The organism is Alicyclobacillus macrosporangiidus CPP55 (assembly GCF_000702485.1).
GTDB classification, from domain to species: Bacteria; Bacillota; Bacilli; order Alicyclobacillales; family Alicyclobacillaceae; genus Alicyclobacillus_H; species Alicyclobacillus_H macrosporangiidus_B.
Map to the genome: position 1 here is coordinate 3,830,800 of NZ_JNIL01000001.1, position 19,517 is coordinate 3,850,316.

General features: G+C 57.2%; 17 protein-coding genes and 1 pseudogene. 13 read left to right on the forward strand and 5 right to left on the reverse strand.

Annotated elements, in window-relative coordinates; all coding sequences use genetic code 11:
* Positions 1-401: 401 nt before the first annotated feature.
* From ltrA to N687_RS0119055, 8 genes are all read left to right on the forward strand, one after another.
* A complete protein-coding gene (ltrA, locus tag N687_RS0119020; protein ID WP_029423371.1) occupies positions 402-1,805 on the forward strand; it encodes a group II intron reverse transcriptase/maturase in 1,404 nt (467 codons plus the stop codon).
* Between the two features lie 111 nt (positions 1,806-1,916).
* Entirely contained in the window at positions 1,917-3,290 is a 1,374-nt protein-coding gene (locus N687_RS0119025) for an ATPase, T2SS/T4P/T4SS family (protein WP_029423372.1), read from the forward strand.
* Between the two features lie 30 nt (positions 3,291-3,320).
* On the forward strand, positions 3,321-4,202 hold the full coding sequence (locus N687_RS0119030) for a type II secretion system F family protein (RefSeq protein ID WP_029423373.1): 882 nt from the start codon (positions 3,321-3,323) through the stop codon (positions 4,200-4,202).
* Positions 4,199-4,642, forward strand: coding sequence for a hypothetical protein (locus N687_RS0119035; RefSeq protein WP_051663470.1), 444 nt, complete (start codon positions 4,199-4,201; stop codon positions 4,640-4,642). The genes N687_RS0119030 and N687_RS0119035 overlap by 4 nt, the downstream gene beginning before the upstream one ends.
* Before the next feature lie 123 nt (positions 4,643-4,765).
* Positions 4,766-6,463, forward strand: coding sequence for an amidoligase family protein (locus tag N687_RS0119040; protein ID WP_029423375.1), 1,698 nt, complete (start codon positions 4,766-4,768; stop codon positions 6,461-6,463).
* A 117-nt stretch (positions 6,464-6,580) separates the two neighbouring features.
* The gene (locus tag N687_RS21550) at positions 6,581-7,063 is read left to right on the forward strand and encodes a gamma-glutamylcyclotransferase family protein (RefSeq protein WP_051663471.1); all 483 of its coding nucleotides are present in this window, start codon (positions 6,581-6,583) and stop codon (positions 7,061-7,063) included.
* Positions 7,056-7,892 (forward strand): hypothetical protein, encoded by an 837-nt coding sequence (locus N687_RS0119050; protein WP_029423377.1) that lies wholly within the window; start codon positions 7,056-7,058, stop codon positions 7,890-7,892. Before N687_RS21550 ends, N687_RS0119050 begins: the two co-directional genes overlap by 8 nt.
* 28 nt (positions 7,893-7,920) lie before the next feature.
* Entirely contained in the window at positions 7,921-8,178 is a 258-nt protein-coding gene (locus N687_RS0119055) for an AbrB/MazE/SpoVT family DNA-binding domain-containing protein (RefSeq protein ID WP_029423378.1), read from the forward strand.
* Positions 8,179-9,904: 1,726 nt separating this feature from the next.
* On the opposite strand, the gene N687_RS25620 is transcribed toward N687_RS0119055, so the two are convergent.
* Both N687_RS25620 and N687_RS25625 read right to left on the reverse strand, forming a co-directional pair.
* Positions 9,905-10,021 carry a hypothetical protein gene (locus tag N687_RS25620; protein ID WP_419670163.1) on the reverse strand — a complete coding sequence of 39 codons (117 nt, stop codon included), beginning with the start codon at positions 10,019-10,021 and terminating at the stop codon, positions 9,905-9,907.
* Between the two features lie 73 nt (positions 10,022-10,094).
* Positions 10,095-11,324 (reverse strand): annotated as a pseudogene (locus N687_RS25625) (ISL3 family transposase); the annotation flags it as partial.
* A gap of 239 nt (positions 11,325-11,563) precedes the next feature.
* Here N687_RS25625 and N687_RS0119075 point away from each other — a divergent pair.
* Positions 11,564-12,724 (forward strand): mandelate racemase/muconate lactonizing enzyme family protein, encoded by a 1,161-nt coding sequence (locus N687_RS0119075; protein WP_029423381.1) that lies wholly within the window; start codon positions 11,564-11,566, stop codon positions 12,722-12,724.
* A 104-nt stretch (positions 12,725-12,828) separates the two neighbouring features.
* Positions 12,829-14,154 (forward strand): MFS transporter, encoded by a 1,326-nt coding sequence (locus tag N687_RS0119080; RefSeq protein ID WP_035462513.1) that lies wholly within the window; start codon positions 12,829-12,831, stop codon positions 14,152-14,154.
* Positions 14,155-14,230: 76 nt separating this feature from the next.
* Here N687_RS0119080 and N687_RS0119085 read toward each other — a convergent pair whose 3' ends face one another.
* Positions 14,231-15,265: a LacI family DNA-binding transcriptional regulator gene (locus N687_RS0119085; RefSeq protein ID WP_197029336.1), complete on the reverse strand. Its 1,035-nt coding sequence runs from the start codon at positions 15,263-15,265 to the stop codon at positions 14,231-14,233.
* Positions 15,266-15,633: 368 nt separating this feature from the next.
* Between N687_RS0119085 and N687_RS0119090 the strand changes: the two genes are divergently transcribed.
* Positions 15,634-16,083: a hypothetical protein gene (locus tag N687_RS0119090; RefSeq protein WP_081841573.1), complete on the forward strand. Its 450-nt coding sequence runs from the start codon at positions 15,634-15,636 to the stop codon at positions 16,081-16,083.
* 75 nt (positions 16,084-16,158) lie between these two features.
* Here N687_RS0119090 and N687_RS0119095 read toward each other — a convergent pair whose 3' ends face one another.
* Together N687_RS0119095 and N687_RS0119100 are read right to left on the reverse strand one after the other, a co-directional pair.
* Complete coding sequence (locus tag N687_RS0119095) at positions 16,159-17,040, reverse strand: IS3 family transposase (protein WP_029419944.1); 882 nt, start codon at positions 17,038-17,040, stop codon at positions 16,159-16,161.
* Entirely contained in the window at positions 17,025-17,312 is a 288-nt protein-coding gene (locus N687_RS0119100) for a transposase (RefSeq protein ID WP_029419945.1), read from the reverse strand. The genes N687_RS0119095 and N687_RS0119100 overlap by 16 nt, the downstream gene beginning before the upstream one ends.
* Before the next feature lie 64 nt (positions 17,313-17,376).
* On the opposite strand from N687_RS0119100, the gene N687_RS0119105 reads away from it, so the two are divergent.
* Together N687_RS0119105 and istB are read left to right on the forward strand one after the other, a co-directional pair.
* Positions 17,377-18,441, forward strand: coding sequence for a DDE-type integrase/transposase/recombinase (locus N687_RS0119105; RefSeq protein WP_051663472.1), 1,065 nt, complete (start codon positions 17,377-17,379; stop codon positions 18,439-18,441).
* Positions 18,438-19,163, forward strand: coding sequence for an IS21-like element helper ATPase IstB (gene istB / locus N687_RS0119110; RefSeq protein WP_029423386.1), 726 nt, complete (start codon positions 18,438-18,440; stop codon positions 19,161-19,163). The genes N687_RS0119105 and istB overlap by 4 nt, the downstream gene beginning before the upstream one ends.
* Positions 19,164-19,517 lie beyond the last annotated feature (354 nt).

A 19,517-nucleotide genomic window follows, 5' to 3' on the forward strand; every position in this document is an offset into this window, starting at 1 on the left:
CCGGCATGGGCGGTCTCTATAGGGTGAAAGTCCCGAACGGGGGTTGGCGGCATACCTACCGTTAGCCAAGAGCAAGGGTGTCCATCGTGAGATGGAATCCGGAGGAAGCTGGAGGCAAACTCTCGACCCGAGGTACACGAACCGCATCTGAGGCTGTCGCAGTTGGATGAGTTGCCAAGGCACAACGAAGTCCGAAGTCGCCAAGGGTTGTGGCAGTAAATGCGGCGGGTGCATGAGAGGAAAGGGGCCGTTCTTATCCGGGGAGGCCTGTCCGGTACGCCGGCAGAGCCGGTAACCGCCGTCGAGAGGCGGCGCTGAACGGACAGGAGTCAGCAGAGGCCATAGTACGTAGGCGAGCGCTCGCCCGCGGAAGGGCCGAACATGAAACGAGGATGGACTACATGCGTTCATGCGACGAGCGACGACAGCAGAATACCCCGCAAGGGGCCTCCGCCCGGAGAGTAGCGGTGAAGCCGCGAGAGGCCGGGATTGGAGGGCCGAGTTCGTCGTTGGCACAAGTGCAGACCCCATCCTGCGAAGAGGGTGACTCCCTGCTGGAGAAGATGCTGGAGCGGGAGAACCTGCTCTTGGCGCTTCGTCGAGTTGAGGCGAACAAGGGGGCGCCAGGGGTGGATGGCGTGACGGTAGCACAACTACGGTCGTACATCCAGACCCACTGGGCTGACATCCGTCAGCAGCTGCTGGCGGGGACCTACAAACCGCAGCCCGTCAGGCGGGTCGAAATTCCGAAACCCGGAGGTGGGGTGCGGGGACTGGGAATCCCCACCGTGATCGACCGATTCATCCAGCAGGCGCTGCTCCAGGTACTGAATCCGATCTTCGACCCGGGGTTTTCCGAGAACAGCTTCGGATTCCGGCCGGGGCGGAGCGCCCATGATGCAGTACGCAGGGCACAGCAATACATTCAGTTGGGTTACCGGTGGGCAGTGGACCTGGATCTGGCGAAGTTCTTCGACCGAGTGAACCACGATAAGCTCATGGCGCGCGTGGCACGGAAGGTCAAGGACAAGCGGGTGCTCAAGCTCATCCGGGCTTACCTGAACGCAGGCATCATGGCGGACGGGGTGGTCGTACGCAACGAGGAAGGGACACCGCAAGGCGGCCCCCTCAGCCCACTGCTCGCCAACATCATGCTGGACGACTTCGACAAGGAGCTGAAGAAGCGAGGACATCGGTTTGTCCGCTATGCGGACGACTGCAATGTCTACGTGAAGTCGCGCAGGGCGGGCGAGCGAGTGATGGCGTCACTGACCAGATACCTGGAGGGGACACTGAAACTGCAGGTCAACCAGGAGAAGAGTGCGGTAGACCGGCCGTGGAAACTGAAGTTCCTCGGATTCAGCTTTCTGCCCGACAAGCTGGCCACGATACGCCTGGCACCGAAGACGCTCGAACGGTTCAAAGAGCGGGTGCGCCAGATCACCAGCCGCTCACGAAGCATGCCCATCGCGGAGCGCATCAGACAATTGAACGCGTACATCATGGGATGGGTGGCGTACTACCGACTGGCGGAGATGAAGGGGCACTGCGAACGGTTCGATGAATGGATTCGGCGCAGGCTGCGGATGTGCATTTGGAAGCAATGGAAACGGGTGCGCACGCGGTATCGGGAGCTACGCGCGTTGGGGCAACCGGAATGGGTGGTGCACATGACAGCCAATTCACGGCGAGGGCCGTGGTTCATGGCGAGGATGCTGAACCAGGCCATGGACAAAACGTACTTCGAACAACTGGGACTGCGCAGTCTTCAGGCGAGATACCTTACACTTCGTGGTGTTTCATGAACCGCCGTATGCGGACCCGCACGTACGGTGGTGTGAGAGGACGGGGGCTAGGCGCCCCCTCCTACTCGATGCCATGCAGACTGCTTTCAAACGGAGGGAGCGTGATGCAGCGTGCAGTTTGAAGAGATTGAACAGGCCCAACGCGAGATGGAACGGGTGTTGCGGGGCGAGCCGGAACTGGAACGGCTCGCGCGGGAAGCCGAACCACACTACCAGCGCCTGCTGGAGGAAATCCGCCGCCGCAACGAGTGGTGGCGGGAGCTTCCGCCGAGAAAGTCGGCGTATGCGTACCTGGGCCGGATCGCTGGCGAGATTGACGTGCCGCACGCCTGCCGGGAGTACGTCATCACCGCCGTGCTCAATGACATGTACTCCTATGGCAAGATCCAGCGGCTCATCGACGACCCGCTTGTGTCGGACATCCAAATTTACGGGGGTTTCGCGACGTTCTATATCCGGGCGGGCAAGCGGTACGAATCGACGGAGGCCCGCATGTCGAATGAGGAGTTGTACGCCTTCGTTCAGAAGAAGTTGTCCGGGACCAATTACCACTTCGATTTGTCCAAGCCCTTTTGTGACGCGATTCTCCCGGACGGATACCGGATGCATGTGGTGGGAGGTCCCGCGGGGTGGACCGTGCCGGACGAGGACGGGCGGCGTCTGGAGCATGACTGTTTCATCGTGACCATTCGCAAGCCGCTGCGGAACTTCACTCTTCAGGAGTTGTGGCAGCTGCGCACGTTTGATGAGACGATTCTCTGTTTCTTCGAGTGGATGCAGCGCTTGGCGCGCAGTTTTGTGATTGTCGGCGGGACGGGCAGCAGTAAATCGACCCTCATGGCGGCCCTCTTGGGTCTCGTTCCAGGAGACCGGGTGTCCGGGATCATCGAGGAGATGCCGGAGTTGCAGCCTCTGTGTCCGCGGGCGGCGCGACTCTATGAACGTCCGGCGAATGCGGAGGGCAAGGGCGCGGTGCGGATGGCGGAGCAGGTGGTCAACACGCTTCGGATGCAGTTTGACAACGTGTACGTCGGCGAGGTGCGCACGTCCCCGGTGGCGTGGGAATTCTTGCAGGCGGCTTCGACCGTCACCCACCAGACCGGGACGACGCTGCACGTGCGCGGGATGCCTGATACCGCGGCGGCGATCCGGAGGTTGGCGGCGTTGCTCCTGGCTCATGGGACGAAGCCAGGTCCCGCGATGGTGGGCGATCTCATCACGATGGGTGTCAAACACATCATCGGCATGATGTCGGTGCCGGACAAAGGCGGCAAGCGCGTGGTGGAGATCGGTGAGCTTTTGCCCTATGAGCCGCGGGAGCGCCGGATTCCGTATGTGGTGATTGCCAAGTGGGACCCGGCGGCTGACACCTGGCATTTCAACGGCATCACCAAGGCGATGGTCGATGAAGCGAGGATCTGGGGATACACCATTTCTGGCTTGCCTGTACAGGAACACCCGGATGTTCGGTACGTGTATCTGTGACGGCGAAGACAACGAGAGGAGCAAACCGGCATGATAGCGCAATTGATCGGGCTTTTGGCGGGGTTGGCGCTGCTGTGCTTTTTCATCGAGAGCGACCTGCGCCGGGCACACCGTGAGTCGCTGTGGCTCGCGTCGTTGCGCGAGCGGTACCATCCGGCCAAGACTCGTCTTCCTGCGCTCGACCGGCTTGCGTATGAGATGAAGGAGGGCGGGGTGAAGACAACCCCGCTCATTCTCGTTTCCACGGCCGGATTCGTTGTGGCATCGGTGTTGTTGTCACTGGCGGAGGAATCGGTCCTATTCGGCGTGTTGGTGAGTCTCGCCGAGACCATCGGCGGGGCGGTGGGATGGATTCGATACCGGTACCGGAAACGCAAGCGCGCGTTCTTTGACGCGCTCTTGCGTGAGGCGATGCCGATAGCGATCACGACCCTTCGGGCTACGAACCGCCTGGAGGCGGCGTTTGAGGATGTAGCGTCCATCGCGCGGGACAAGCGGGTCAAAGAGGAATTCGAGGCCCTGGCCAAGACTTGGCGGGGACTGCACGTCACGCCGGAGCAGGCGCTGGGGCTGGCGGCGGCCCGCTGGGAGATCGACGAGATGGTGCAGCTTGCGAGGGCGACGGAGGAAGCGGTCAAGTACCACGCGAACCTGGCCGAGTTGTGGTTGAAGTACCGGGAGCAGATCGAGCGGGACGAGGACAAGCGGAGAAAGCTCCGGGCCAAGACGCTGGCCGGGCGCCGCAACGGCCTCATTTACTCCGGGATCGTGGTGGCCATGTTTGGGCTGGCGTACCCGCGGGCGCACCCTTACATGACGCCGATTGCCAACACTGGATTTTGGGTGGTGCTGCTCATTCTTCTGGCCTGCACGTGGGCGATTTGGCGCGCCGGTGAGGTGATTGAGGTATGATCGCAGTTCGCTCCTGGCTTGCCGTTAGGAGACCGCAGACGGTTCGACTGACCCAGCACTACACCGTGACCATTCATGACGGTGTGGCGGTGCTGCATCATGCGCCGCACCCCTTATGGCCGTGGTACTGGATGGACGCCGAACGGTACTTCAGAGAACGTGAGAAGGCATACCGGAAGCTGGCGCGTAGCGGACGACCGGACATTCGTAAGGTGTGTGGTTACAGCCTGTGGATCGACTACACACGGGACGGGTTTGAGCAGCACACGGAGACGGTGCGGTTTTGGCGCGACCAGATGGGGCTGATTTCGGTGTGGATGTTTAACTTCTACAACTGGCGGGCGAGCAGGGTGGGGAAGCTGGCGTGGCTGTTGCAAAGGGACGAAGTGAACGTGGGAGTGATGGATTGGGCGACGTTCGTCCGCAAGTATGGAGCATAGGTATCGGACAGCATGGGAATCATGGAAGAGGGCACAAGCCGCCTTCATCCTAAAGCCCGTTGAATCCTGTGCGGTGGTATGCCCTGTCCTGCACCCCTCCTTCGAGTGAAGGAGGGATTTTTTATGCCCGTATCGTGCGCAGTCTGCGCCAAGCATCTCACTAATCCGGTTTCCGTCCAGCGCGGCACCGGCCCGGTGTGTGCAAGGCATGTGAATGAGTTCATCGCCCTCATCTCCGCCGAGCGTGCTCGAACCGTACGAGAGTCCTGGGCGCAGACCAGGCGGCGTGTGGCGGTTAACGGTCAAGAGGTAGAACACACCGTGATGCTGGGTATGGGTGAAATGGCCATTGCGAACGCCAAAGCCCGGTATCTGGCACGCATCCGCCGCGTCAGAGAGGTGCCTGTGAGCGCCGGTTTGGTGCCGTCCGAATACTCCGCGACCCGGCGCCGAAACGAAGACATCCTGTTCGAGCGGTTTGGCAGCGGCGCTGCGCTGGTGCATTCCGGCTCGGAACGCGATTACATCATCACCACCGACCGCACCGGCACTCACGCCGAGCATTGCTCCTGCCCCGACCATTGGTTCCGTAACCGTCCCTGTCGGCACATGCAAGCTTACGAGCTTCTGGCCGCTCGCCAGCGCGAAGATGCACCGTCGTCTGCTGAAAGGCGCTCTACGGAGTCAACACGCGAACTTCGCAGCGACAACCGCATCATGGCAGCACCCACCATCATCGGTTCGGTTGTGGACCGAGAAGCGGCGTGGGAAAATGAGCGTGATCGGAATCTGTACGTCTGGCAAGAGCGGCACGCCCACGACGGGGTGTTCGTCAGCGAGAGCGACGAGGCGTGGACCACGCTGCGGGAGACGGTCGCCAGTGATGGCGGCCTAGGAGACTACGAAACAGAAGATGTGCTCGACGGCGTGAATACCACGTTCGGGATCGAACTCGAAGTGGAGGGTGTGCGTGGCAATGATGTTGCGTTCGCCCTGTACCGGGCAGGGTTGTCCGATCGATTGGCGATGGGAAGCTACACGACCAGATTTACGCCTGGGACCTGGGGCGTCCGAAGCGACGCCAGCCTGGTAGGAGGCTGCGAAATCGTGTCCCCGGTGCTCCGGGATACGCCGGAGACGTGGCAGGCGATAGCGGAGGTCACGAGGATCTTGCAGGAACAGGGTGCGCGTACCAGTCAGCGTACAGGATTCCATATCCACATGGCTCATGACATTCTCGACGACCGCGGCTACCGTTGGCAACGGCTCGGGCGGTACATGGTTGGGTACTCCCGCGAATATCTCCAGATGGGGGCGACGAGAAGCCGTCTGACGCGGCCTGAACTGCCCAATCAACATCGAGGCACAAATTATACTCAACCCCTCCGGAAGACCCACGTGGTAAAGCTCCGGAGAAACGACACCGCACTGGAGGCGTCAAGAAAGATCATCGGGTATACCGGACACAGCTCACGCTACAAGATGGTCAATACCGCCAAATTCGTGGAACGGGGCGTGCCGACGGTCGAGTTCCGGTATCCGAACGGCACGGTCGATCCGGTCGTGATCCAGCGCCAGGTGCAGCTTGCCAATGCCACCTTGATGCAATCCGCATACCTGCGTAAGGACAAGCCCGGCGCCGACCGCCTGCCGCGACTCTTCAGCAGCGACCGGGGTGTCGAACTGGAGCAGTTGCATGCGCAGAGCCCAGAGTCCCGGTTCCGGTTGTATCTGGACACGTTCGGCAGCGACCGTCTGCGCAGGATTGCAGCTGGACTATGGGTGCGCGGGGCCGTACCCACATTTCTTCTAGATATATGAGATTCGTTGACAGGATTGGAAGGATAGAGTATACTTCCTGGACAGGAAGGATGAGTTAATTCATGCGAACGTTGGTATAGTTGGTACATCTGAATGGCGGAAAAGGAGGCGAGGTGTGTGCTCTACTTCGCCTATGGAAGCTGCATGAACCATTTGGATTTCATGAGGACATGTCCGACCGCGCGGCTCGTATCTGACAACGCGGAGCTTCGCGGATACAGACTCGTGTTCAATGGCCGGTCGGTGACGCGCGGCGGCGGGGTGGCGAACATCCGGCGTGCGCAAGGGCACGTGGTACACGGAGTGCTGTGGGACGTGCAAGACCCGCGCGAGATCGCGGCGCTCGACCGGCGGGAAGGAGCCCCGTTCGTGTATCGGCGCAGGCGGGCGAAAGTGTACGTTGGCGAGACGCCGATGTGGGTGTGGACGTATGAGTTGGTCAGCCCGCTGTCGGTCGAGGTTCCGCCGTCGGAGGAGTACGCCGGACTGATTGTGGATGCGATTTCGGATCCCGTGTATCGGGAGACGGTGTTGAAGCACGTTCGTTCGCTGTGGGAAGGCGAGGAAAGAAGCATGGAGAGGGTGATGCTGCATGGCTGAACCGGTGTATGAGATCGCGGAGCGGGTATACGATGGGACGTTTGACACGCTCTGGCGGCCGAAGTTCTTCACACCTCTGGACGAAGGAAAGGCGGCGACGAAGGAGTTCATCGTGAAGTATCTTGACCGCGAGGCGGCCGAGACACACTGTCTCGCCGGGATTCTGACGTACGTGATGGATTACCCGTACTTCGACACGGATGACGAGATCACCAAGGCCCTGATGCGCCTGGAAATTGTGAAGCCCTTGCACCACGCATTGACCATGCAGGGCGTGAAGTCGCGGATTGTGTACGGCTCGGTGACGCTGCTCGACAACACCCAGCCGCCGCCGTATGCTGACCCGGAGGAAGCCGCGGAGTACGAGGACATGGAGTGGAGCGACGAAGAGCCGGTCGAATGGAACCTGTTCAACGACCGGACGCTCATCCAGTCTCTCATCCGAAACGACGCGCTTGTCGTGATGGAGCGCGCGGACGTGTTCGTGCTTCGCGGCGACGCGGCGTTGCGCAAGGCGCAACAGGGCTATTGTGGTAGCTGTCGTTATCTCGTGCGCGACCGTGAGGACGACCCGGGCGGGGGTCTTTGCACGGCGTACTACCAGCGGACGGCGGACGAAGCGCCGATTGGGGCGTGCTGCACGGACTTCTATCCACAGGCGAAGAAGGAGGAGAAGTCTCCCGCAGACCGGTACGTGCTGGTGGGGGCGGACATGGTCTACATCCCGCCGTGCACGGCGAAGGCGCTGTTTGAGGATGATGGAAGTGAGAACGATTGGCTGAAGGAACTTAGGAAGGAAATCGCGAAGCAGGGACGGGACACTGACTGAACATGTACAAAGATAGGGAGGAATGGCAATGAAGGCGACCGGAGTGGTGCGGCAAGTTGATCAGTTGGGACGCGTGGTGCTGCCGATGGAGTTACGACGCACGATGGACATCCATGAAAAGGATGGGCTTGAGATTTTCACGGAGGGTGATCGAATCATTTTACGAAAGTACGAGCCTGGTTGCATCTTCTGCAATGAGGCGGAGGAGGTCAGGGAATTTCGGGGGAAGATGGTGTGTGAGAAGTGTCGGGAGGAGCTTGCAAACGTTCATGTGCAAGTGTGGTGACGGCGAAGCCCGCCGGGTGGCGGGCTGTTTTTATTTGTGGCGCTCTGTATCAATTGATGATTTTCTAGGCCTGTCCGGTTCGACGGTTACGTTGCTCCAGTACCCGTTTGAGACTCCGCTGATGAAACACGAGGGTAAACGGAAGTTGGAACAGTTGGAGCACAGTGATCCCAGCCTGCTTGGTGATATTGGATTGACGGAGCAGTCTTCCAACATGGAATTCCTTTAAGAACCTGGTTATCGTAGATTGGAGCGTGTCAACTCATTTAAAAATCTTACCGAAGGCAGATGGCTAACTCATTTAAAAATCTAACCCTATCCCCCCATTCGTGTACGTGGATGGGGTGGGAGGGGGTGAATGGCCGAAGGCCAGAGGGGGAGGAGCGAAGCAGCTTCCCCCTTTGCCGGGCCTGTGGAGTTGTGGGCAACTCGTAGAGTTGTCCATCGAATCCACAGGCCCTAAGCGACCTTCTGTCAGTGTGCCTGGCTGTGCCCTGTGTTTGGTCTGTTGTCCACACAGGTGTGGGGACTGGAACGGGTGTTACGTTCGCCCCTTCTGGCCCCTGGGCCAGAAGTGTCACGAGTTGCCTGCGGAGCTGTAAGGGGTTCAGTGACGACGCCCAGTCCGCCCATGACTGTTGCCTGTCCTCAGGGACGATACCTGACTCCAAGGCCCTCTGCAGCGGTGTTCTGGCGATGTCGTACCGCTTATGTATCCGGGCGCCTTCCCGCGTCTTGTGGACGACCTTACGCATAGGCAGGCAGGCGTTGGCGTATACATCGAGCCAAGCGTAGACGGTGTTAAGCCAGGACACATGCTCAGGCGTGTCGTAACGTTCGTAACCGACGATTTCCCGCACCAGGAAACGGTTTTTCTGCTCCACATGGGCGTTGTCGTTCTTGTGATATGGGCGGCTCCTCGTGAATGACAGGCCGCGTGCCTTGGCAAAGCGCGTCAGGTGGTTGTTGATAAACTCCGAGCCGTTGTCGGAGTGTATGCCCCACACATCGTAGGGCCATTCAGCCAAGATGCGCCGCAGAGCGGCCTCGACGCCAGCCTGACCCCGTCCAAGCGTGGCCAAGCGGCGACTATACCCGGTTACGACGTCCACCACCGATAGCGTATAGGCGTAATGACCCAGTGATGAGCCGCCGTTGTGTTCTACCAGGTCGATCTCAAGAGCTCCGGGCCGGTCTTCATCCCAGTCATAGCGCTGTACCGGTATTTCCAGTCGCGGGCCCGAGGAGGGACGTTTCCCAGATGGAACATGCTTGGCGCCGGGTTTGCTCCACTTGGCGATGCGGCGGGCCAACGTCGCACGGCTGATCGCCTGCAGTTGACGGCGTAGTTCCGGTGTGAGTTGGATCTCCCCGTGTCTAGCCAGCTGCTCGGCAGTGGCCAATAAGACGGGGTGCAAGCGTTCCGCACAAGGATAGTCCAGCGCTTCCCAAACGACCTGTACAACCGGCATTGCATCCAGGTACCGAAGGGAACGCTTGCGGTTTGTACGGGGCCTGTCGTGGTCTGGCTTAGACTTCATCACGGCAATCGCATACTTGCGAGCGTATCCAACTGTTGCCTCCAACTCATCCAATATTCGGGATTTTTCCTGTCTCGAAGCGGCCTTCAGATACCGTACACGCATTGCACTCAGGTACTCTCGGCGACTCTCCATGGACATCCGCACCGCGATCCCTTCGGTAAGATTTCTGCCTCCTTCGAGGATCACGTGGGTAAATCGAAATCCAGCTTTCCCAAAAGCAGATAGATAACGGCGATGAGATTTCGCGTTGTCCTGTACCCTTTGGCGCGGTGTTTGGCAGCCTGGATGAGGCTGTTCATGCTCTCGAGGATGGCGTTGTTCACATGTGTATCGAACCAGGAAAGGATACCTGCTTGGTGTTTTACGGATGGTCTTTGCGGCACGAATCACTGGCTCCAAACGGCTGTGCGTAGCCCAGAAGTACCACTTGTCCAGAAATGCCTTCGCGAACTCCTTCGATTGCTCCCATAGTTGTGCGAAGTTCAGACGCAGTTGGTACGCCTTGGCAGTCTTCAGGTTCTGACGGCTGAGCGTTGACAGCCACGACTTCTGTTCATCCTTCAGCCGATTTGGATTCATCAGCCAGAGATACCGCGTACGTTTCAATTCAGGCCGTTTCTTTTGTTCCGCCCGACGCACTTCGTCCACGGCGTCTCCGAGGAGTTTGCTCACATGAAACTTGTCGAATGTCAGTTTGGCATTCGGAAACTCCTGTTGAACGCCGTGGATGTATGCGGGGGACATGTCACAACTGACCGTTTCAATGCGGTCAGGATTTCCATTGTGAGCCACAAAGTCCTTTCGGAACTCGGTGATGGTCTCGGCTCCCCTGCCTGGCGTGGCGAACAGGACCTTTTTGTGTTCGCTGTCGGCGACAACCGTGACGTAGTTGTGGCCACGGGTAGCAGCCGTCTCATCCACCGCGAGTTTCGTAGTATCCGAGAAATCCGCTTTGGAGCGAGCTTCATCGACGTAGTGGTGGATGATGGTCCAGATACGGTCATCCGACTCACCCACAAGTCGCGCGACAGCGAGTACAGGCATCTCTTGCGCGAGTGCCAACACATAGGCCTCGAAGTACAACGTGAAGTGCGCTTCCGGACGGGCCCAGGGGAGCGCAACTGTTTTCACGCCTCCGTGGCCTGCCCGAGTGCATGAATGGCACCAGATTCTGGGTTGGCGCGCATGCAGGTAGGTTGCATACTGGAAACAATCCAGGTGCCGCCATACGCGTTCAGTCGTATCGTAGACCCCGCTTTCCGCGCCGCAGATAGGACACGCGAGCTTGGCACCCCTGCGGAAGTCAACATATACGTCGAGACGACGGTTTTCGTGAGAAAACTCGACCTTACGCACAAACCAAGGCTCCGCGATGCCGAGCGTCTTTGTGAACAATTCCACACCAGGGTTGCGCAACATGGTGACAGCCCCCATATCCGGGATACACCCAGTCATCATCGTGTCAAGGGGACGTGGAATACCGCAGCGACGCGACAGCGGCGCGAGGATATGCCGCGAAAGCCCTTGACACGCAGGAGCCGACCAACAATGTCTGACATGGGGAGAGCCGACCCCAAGGAGGCTTCTCCCCTTAGCTCCCATTGTTAAATCTCCCGACTGTTTCTGGGAGTCCGTTACCAGAATTGCCACCCATAACCCATCTCAACCCTGCAAGAGCCAGATTTCTTTGTGAGTGTGCCGACCTCCTCGCGGTAAGACTTTTGTTGAGTGATCGCGCCCCGTTGACAAAAGCCCAGTTAGCCGATATGCTCGGAATGAAGGAAACGTTTCCATGTTGTATACAGATGTATTTATACTAAGCTGCGGAGGTGTAATAACTTATGAATGGAATCGATTCCTTTCGATCCATTGGTCCAGTTAAGATTTCGCGGATTGCAACCGATGTAGTGCGCGTCCCTCTCGCGACCAACTACAAAGGCAGTTACTATCACATGACGCACCGTGCCACCATATTCACGCGTATCTATACCAATCAAGGGATTATCGGAGAGATATACACCGGTGACGAAGATGAAGGGAATGCGGTAATCCAGCGCATCATTCACGACGAGATTGCCCCAAGGCTAATCGGAGAGGACGCTCTTGCGATTGAACGTATTTGGGAGCTTACTCGTCCTGCGACATATGACATTCTGAGGGATAGGCGGCTTGGGCTCGTGGCGCAGGCCTGTATCGATGAAGCGCTATGGGATGTCTTTGGAAAGGCAGTTGGCCAACCATTGTGGAGACTGTGGGGGGGATACACGAACACGCGCCCCATCATTTGCACTGGCGGATATTACGGTACGGGGATCAGCATCGAGCAGGAAATGTCGAGGGTTCGGGACATGGGATACCGTGGCATGAAGTTCAAAGTTGGGGGCAGGAGCCCGGAAGAGGACGCTGCACGGTTCATTGAAGCAAGGAAATCCGCGGGTGACGACTTTGTCTTGATTGCCGATGCAAACCAAGGATGGACGGTTGAGGAGGCTGCGAGATTTGTTCATCTGGTGGAAGATTACAATCTGTATTACTTTGAGGAACCGTGCAAATGGGATAATGACCGAAAGTTTATGCGGGATGTGCGATTTAAAACAGGTGCACGTGTCTGTGCTGGCCAAAGCGAACTTTCTGCAGCAGGGTGCCGCGAACTCATGGAACTGGGGGCCATCGACTTCTGCAACTTTGATGCGAGCTGGTCGGGCGGTCCGACCGAATGGCGCCGCGTTGCGGCGATTGCTGCATCGTACGGCGTTCGAATGGCTCATCATGAGGAAGCCCAGATTTCGGTACACCTGCTATCAGCTATTCCTCACGGAACATTTGTAGATACATTTGTACCGGAACGGGATCCTATTTGGTGGAACATTATTAAAAATAGACCAGAAATACGAGAGGGCGTCATTTCCGTCGGAGAGGCTCCGGGATACGGTTGGGAGTACGACTATGATTTCATCAAAAAGTACTCCGTCTCTCATCTAGAAACGGTAAGCAAAATTTGATGTGGATATTCATCGCCAGCGACGACAACCAGTTGGGGGTTCGTTTCTGTCCCCAACTGAGGTTTGTGTCACGTTGAAAGCGTTCGCAGAGAGGAGTGGTAAAAATGGAAAGACGATTCATGCGCGTTCTCGCGGCGAGCATGGTGGGGAGCGTTTTGGAGTGGTATGACTATGTTCTCTACGGTACCGCTTCAGCGCTTGTGTTCGGGAGCTTATTCTTTCCGAAGCTGGACGGGTTCGTCGCAACCTTGCTGTCCCTGGCCACGTTCGCGATTGGCTTTCTGGCTAGACCCATTGGGGGCGTCGTATTTGGAGTGCTCGGCGACAAGATTGGTCGAAAACGGGTCCTCACGCTCACCATCTTGATCATGGGCACGGCGACGACGCTGATCGGTCTCCTACCCACTTACAAGTCTCTCGGGTTCTGGGCGCCGTTGTTGTTGGTACTGTTGCGTATCCTTCAAGGAATTGGCTCGGGGTCGGAATACGCCGGAGCTGTGATCTTGATGGCCGAAAACTCCAAGGTCTCCAACAGGGGATTCATGTGTTCGCTACCGTATGTGGGTGTATCCATCGGGTTACTGCTTTCTTCAGGGGTTTTTAGTGCAGTTAGAACACTTCCAACGGATGAGTTCATGTCCTGGGGATGGCGTATACCGTTTTTGTTAAGCGCGGTTGTTGTAGTATTCGGAGTCATCATACGAAGAAAACTCGAAGAAACTCCCGTGTTTGAGGAACTCGTCAAGCATCATAAACGCGTGCGTAATCCAGTTCGTACAGCATTTCGCACGTCTCCAAAGGAAATTATTCTGGCGTGGATGGTAGCCATTCACGATAATTCATTTGCGTATCTGTATCAAACATTCTTGACGGCTTACGTGACAAAACAGTTACATCTGCCAGACTCCGTCATGTTAACCACGTTGACCGTTCTTGGCTTCGTACAGCTTTTGTCGATACCGGCGTTCGGTGCGCTGTCGGATCGCATCGGCAGAAGACCGCTCTTGATTGGAGGCGCAGTCCTGTCGGCACTGTTCGGCTTTCCGCTCTTCTGGCTGTTGAACACCAAAAACCCGTTGGTGATTGGTCTGGCCGTGATTTTGGCGTCGGGTATCTTTCGGGGGGCTATCGTGGCCGTTCAGGCGTCGTGGTATTGCGAACTGTTCAATTCAAGAATTCGGTATACCGGTTTCGCGGTTGGCAGGGAGTGGCCATCGATTTTCGGCGGACTCGTCCCGGTGTTCGCGAGTGCAGTTCTGATTTGGGCGCACGGACATACATGGGCAATCTCTTTGCTCATTGTGGCCTTTTCCTTGTTAACAATCACGGCTGCGATCATTGGACCGGAAAATTCAAAGCTGAGACTGGAGGACATACAGTCAGGCCGTGATCGCGAAGAGCCCATTCCATCCGTGGTTGTCTCTCGTTAGTGTCGGACTATTAGTACCGGCCCCATCTATTCCTGTAAGGGACGGGTGGGGTCGAATAGTGTTTCATGGGCAAGCTCTACACGGGATCACATGATCCGCGAACTTCCAACCAGGTCGGCAATATCGCGTGCCGAACGGCGCTTGAAGGTGCATGAATCTGTTCGATGACAAGCTTGGCCGCCTCTGTTCCAAGGTCACTCAGACTCCTGTTGACGATGGTGATCGGTGGAGCTAGAAGCTGAGTGAGGGGCACATCATCGTAAGAGATTATCGAGATGTCGCTCGGATAGTTCAGGCGCATTTCTCTCAGTGCCGTGATGACCCCAACGAATACCTGATTACTTCCCACAATGACCGCAGAAGGACGATGAGGGTGTGACAGTAGCTGCATCATGACCTCATATCCTTGCGAAGGACTCAGATCAACTTCATGCAGATAACCCTCACGGAGAGAAAGACCATGATACTCCAGGCGCGACAATAGCGCTTTTCTTCTTGCACGGCCAGGGAACGTCTTTGAGGTTCCAATAATGAGCGCAATATCCCGGTGTCCCAGATTCAACAGGTAGTCAACGGCCTCCCAGCTTCCCTTGGCGTGGTCATTTGTTACCACGTTGGTATCGGGTGACACAGTCTGCCTGTCGAGCAATACCACGGGAACTGGTACACCCCTGAGCAGTTCGGAAATGGTTGGTTTAGTGTCATCAATGAGTGAGGCGATGATTCCGCTGATTCCCTGGCGGACGAATGACTCAAAGAGTTGGATCTCTTCATTGGGATCGCCGTTGGTGATTCCGAGTTGCAATTGGTACCCCTGGTCTAATAATATTCGGTGCGCACTTTGAACGATTATGGAAAACAAAGGATTAGAGATATCACTCACAATCATGCCGACGGTTGGCAATCGATTAGTCCGTAGTCCCCGTGCAATCTCATGTGGCCGAAAACTTAACTTTTCCATCGCCTCTAGCACGCGGCGTCTCGTTTCGGGGTGGACGGGCCCGCTATGATTAATTACCCGCGAGACGGTTGTTGTACCAACCCCGGCCAATCGTGCCACATCCCGGATGGTCGGGTTGCGTCCTGGCTTATTCACTTGCTTTTTCGGCACAGGATTCACCCCCAGAAACCAACAAACATTGTATCGTGCCTTCATTCGCGGAGTCTGAGCGGGCCTCGAGCACACCGAGACATGCAGGGTGTACCCATATTGTACACGAGTCTTGGCTGTTTCCAATGGGTGGTGCCGTACCTCCCTGGCGGGACAAGTGGATTCAGATGCAGTATCTTCGGTGAGCGCGGTGAAATGGGTTCTTCGGGCACATAAGCAGTGTATAGCGCGTAATAAAAGTGCAGAACACCGCAACGTAAAAGTGCAGACTTGGTGCGGTGCCTGCGGATAGTGAATAGGCACTTGCAACACCACTCTTCCAACTCTACCCTAGGGTTTGGCTAAAAATCCTGGGGAGATGAGAGAGGATGTTGAAAGTGCCACAACAGCAGTATATCAAGTTTCTCTACGAGAATGGGGAATGTTCGATTTCCGAAATTGCCAGGTCCATGGGAATCAACTGGCGTACGGCCAAAAAGTACGCCACGAAGGACGACTGGAATGAACCACTGAAGCAGCGCAGGAAACGGTATCCCGTTCTCGGTCCGTACCTTGACATCATTGATACATGGCTGACGGAGGAGCAGGCGCTGCCCCGCAAGCAGCGGTACACAGCTAAGCGCATCTTTGACCGGCTGCGTGAGGAGCACGGATATGAAGGTAGCCGGCGGGCCGTTGAGCGCTACGTCGCCCAGCGACGCCAGGAGCTCAAACTGGAGCGTGCCGAGTCCTACGAGCGGCTGGAACACCCCGGCGGAGAGGCACAGGTGGACTTTGGGACGGCTTACGTGGGGCAAGCAGGACAGTTGGCGTATTGAACCCGACTTTGTCAAGACAGATGGGATGGCTTTTAAGAGAGAAATGAGAGACTTGCAATTCAGATAAAAACCGTCTCACGCTGCGTTTTGTTGCATTTTCCAATTTCTGAATTCCAACGGCGAGCGATAACCTAGTGCGGAATGTGGTCGGTCCGTGTTGTAAAAGTGAATGTACGACTCAATCGCCGCTTTCGCCTCGGCAAAGCTGCTGTATTCCTGCAGCCAGACCTCCTCCTCCTTCAGCGACCGGAAGAATCGCTCGATGTATCCGTCAGCATCAGGGTTGTTGTACCCCGTCCGCTCGTGGTTGATTTGGCAGGCCTTCATCGCTTCGATGAACCGTCGACTCGTCATCTGGCAGCCATTGTCCGTTCGTAATGTCAAACCGGCACCTTGAACGCCATTCGGGAAGCGATAGTTCAGCGCCATATCCACAGCCTTCAGCAGGTCCTCCGTACGGCAGAACCGGGAAAACGAGTACCCCACAATCTCCCGGTCATAAGCGTCAATCACGGCAAACAGATATCCCCATCCGTCTTTCCCACACCACACCTTCGTCATGTCGCACTGGAAATGCTCGTTGGACCTGGTGACCGGTATCTTCCCTCGCCGTTTCGCTCGTGAAGCGCCCTTCCTCGGAGATTTCACCAGCAGCCCCATTTCCTTCATCAGCCGATACACCCGCTTATGGTTCACCCGCAGGTTGTATCGGCGACGCAGCATGACTTGGATTCGCCGGTATCCGTACGTGGGGAATTCTTCGCACAGTTTCCGAATCCACTGTTTGACCAGAGCGTCCTTGTCCACAGGAGGCCGGTTCGGCTTTGGCACAGGCGGCTTCAGCAAGCTGTAACAGTACGTCCGGTTCAGCCCTAACGCTTTTGCAATCACTGGGACCGGAAACCCTTCTTTGGCGAGCTGACAGACCAAAGAACGGCTATTTACTTCCGGCCCCAATTCGATTTTTTTCGCAACACATCCACCTGCATCGTAAGTTCACCGATCTTAGCCCGAGCCTCCTGCAACTCCTTCTCCAGCTCCTGCTCCCTCGTAGAGGGTCCGGACTGAAGTCCAGCCCGTCCACCAGCCAGGAACGCTTCACGCCACCTGTAATACAGACTCTGGGCCACGCCATGCCGCCGACATACCTCGCTGATGTTCGCACCGGGCATCATGCCCTCGAGCACGACGTTCATCTTTTCGTCCACTGTCCACTTACGTCCCGGCATCACAAACACCTCTGCTTCATCTTAACCCATCCCTTCTGTCTGGGTTGACTCTGGGGCAAGTATATTGGTCGAACGCAAGGTGCTGGTGATGTCCTTCCCGTTCAGCAATGCCGCCTTCACCTTCCCGGTGCGTGCGGAGAATACCGAATGCTTTCTGGAGGCGATGAAACATATCTTCCAGCAGACAGGAGGTGTTCCAAGAAAGATCTGGTTCGACAATCTGTTAGCGGCGGTCGTCTCCATTGACAAGAACGGCGAGCGAACGTTCACCGACCAGTTCCTTCGGTTTGCAGCCCATTACCGGTTCCAGCCAGAGTTCTGCAATCCGTACAGCGGGCATGAGAAAGGGCATGTGGAGAACAAGGTGGGATACAGCCGAAGGAATTGGCTCGTCCCCCCTCCCGTGTGCGATACCGATGCCGAGCTGGAGGAGTATCTGGCCTGTAAGTCAGAGACTGATATGGATCGGCCGCACTATGCCAAGCAAGAGCGTATCGCCGACCTGTGGGAAAAGGAGCGTATGAAACTGCTCGCGTTACCGGCCAAGCCGTTCGAGGTGTTCCGTCTGGAGGCCGCCCGCCTGAACAAGTATAGGGAGCTGCGGTTCGAGAAGGCCACCTATCCGCTGCCACAATGCCGCGCACTGGAGACGGTGCTGTTGAAGGTGAAGTGGGACGAGATCGAGGTCTTATCAAACGACGGGGAGTACCGGCTCTTGGGGAAACTGCCACGGCCGTATGTGGACAAGTCCATTACGATTGAGTGGACTGCCGTGTTCGACGGATACCGGAGGAAGCCGCGGTCCGTGATGTACTCCGACCTGGCCAGATACATGCCCTCGTCGGTGCGGGCCTTCGTGCAGGTGGAGGACGTCGAGCAGAGGAAGTCCCGAATCGCCCTCGTCCGCCGCCTGCTGGAGAGCCACGAGATGGCCGAGATAGGGGCAGCGCTCGATACGCTGGCGGGGCACTTCAGCCCAGATGCTGTCCTCGAGCATACGCTGTACGCCATGAAACACCCGGAGTTCCGGCCTGAATCGTTGGTGGAATCGCATACGCCGGCGGAAATTCACGGGTACACGCCGGACCTGCGGCAGTACGACGCCATTCTGGGGGTGAACGGGTCGTGAAACAGGCGCTGGCAGATGCGTGCAAGAGTCTGCACCTGGGGTACGTGATGGAGGCGTATGAGGACATCCCCTTCAACGACCGGACCGAATACCTGCTGCGCGTGCTGGAAGCGGAGCTGCGGGGTCGCGAGCTATCCCGAATCCGCAGGTTGCTGAAAAAGGCCCGGTTCCCACAGATGAAGACGCTGGAAGGCTACGACTTTCGGGCAGTGACGTTTCCGCCGCATTGCAATAAGGAACTGCTGACAGGCCTGGCGTTCCTGGAGAGGAAGGAGAATGTCCTCATGCTGGGGAAGGTCGGCACTGGGAAGACCCACCTGGCCATTGCCCTGGGGATGGAGGCGTGTCGGCGAGGTCATGAGGTGCGGTTCTTTCGGGTACACGACCTGGTGGCGACACTGCAGGAGAAGTACCAAGCCGGGACCCTACGTCGGTTCCTAATGGAGCTACAAAAGGCGGAGCTGCTCATTCTGGAAATGGGATTCGTGCCCTTTCACAAAGACGGAGCGGAACTGCTGTTCCACGTGATCTCCGACTGCTACGAACAGCGGAGCGTGATTGTGACGTCGAACCTCGAATTCGGGCAGTGGAACACGGTTTTCGGGGACGCCAGGCTGACCGCCGCATTGGTAGACCGCCTCGTGCACCATGCCCACGTGCTGGCGTTCGCCGGCGAGAGCTATCGTCTGAAGCATGCGTTGTCTGAAGCGAAGTCGTCGTAATCTTCCGTCATGCAGTGCCTATGCACAAATCCGTGTCGTTTCTCTGCACTTTTTGCTTGCGAAAAACACCGTGCGCAGCTATACGTCACCATCCTGAGGAGCCGTGCCACTGCCGCATACCAATTACATCCTTCTATCTGCAGACTGCTACAAACTGTCGAACTCGGGCTGCAGATAGTCTCACAATCCCGCATAGTCCCACATTCATGGATCACATAATTCGGCTGACTGGAAGGGCGACTCTGACTGCTATTACGTGCCGAAGTTGATTGACGGAACAGCGGTCACCAAAATGGCGGCATGGCAGTGCAATTGCTTCGCCAATGGCGGTGAGAAATCCGGCACCAAACAGCA

Excerpts from the sequence above, each read along its gene's own strand:
- N687_RS0119055 (WP_029423378.1), top strand. The coding sequence starts at position 7,921 with ATGAAGGCGACCGGAGTGGTGCGGCAAGTTGATCAGTTGGGACGCGTG.
- N687_RS25620 (WP_419670163.1), bottom strand. The coding sequence starts at position 10,021 with ATGAACAGCCTCATCCAGGCTGCCAAACACCGCGCCAAAGGGTACAGG.
- N687_RS0119035 (WP_051663470.1), top strand. The coding sequence starts at position 4,199 with ATGATCGCAGTTCGCTCCTGGCTTGCCGTTAGGAGACCGCAGACGGTT.
- N687_RS0119030 (WP_029423373.1), top strand. The coding sequence starts at position 3,321 with ATGATAGCGCAATTGATCGGGCTTTTGGCGGGGTTGGCGCTGCTGTGC.
- N687_RS0119075 (WP_029423381.1), top strand. The coding sequence starts at position 11,564 with ATGAATGGAATCGATTCCTTTCGATCCATTGGTCCAGTTAAGATTTCG.
- N687_RS0119080 (WP_035462513.1), top strand. The coding sequence starts at position 12,829 with ATGGAAAGACGATTCATGCGCGTTCTCGCGGCGAGCATGGTGGGGAGC.
- N687_RS0119090 (WP_081841573.1), top strand. The coding sequence starts at position 15,634 with ATGTTGAAAGTGCCACAACAGCAGTATATCAAGTTTCTCTACGAGAAT.
- ltrA (WP_029423371.1), top strand. The coding sequence starts at position 402 with ATGCGTTCATGCGACGAGCGACGACAGCAGAATACCCCGCAAGGGGCC.
- N687_RS0119040 (WP_029423375.1), top strand. The coding sequence starts at position 4,766 with ATGCCCGTATCGTGCGCAGTCTGCGCCAAGCATCTCACTAATCCGGTT.
- N687_RS0119100 (WP_029419945.1), bottom strand. The coding sequence starts at position 17,312 with ATGCCGGGACGTAAGTGGACAGTGGACGAAAAGATGAACGTCGTGCTC.
- N687_RS0119050 (WP_029423377.1), top strand. The coding sequence starts at position 7,056 with ATGGCTGAACCGGTGTATGAGATCGCGGAGCGGGTATACGATGGGACG.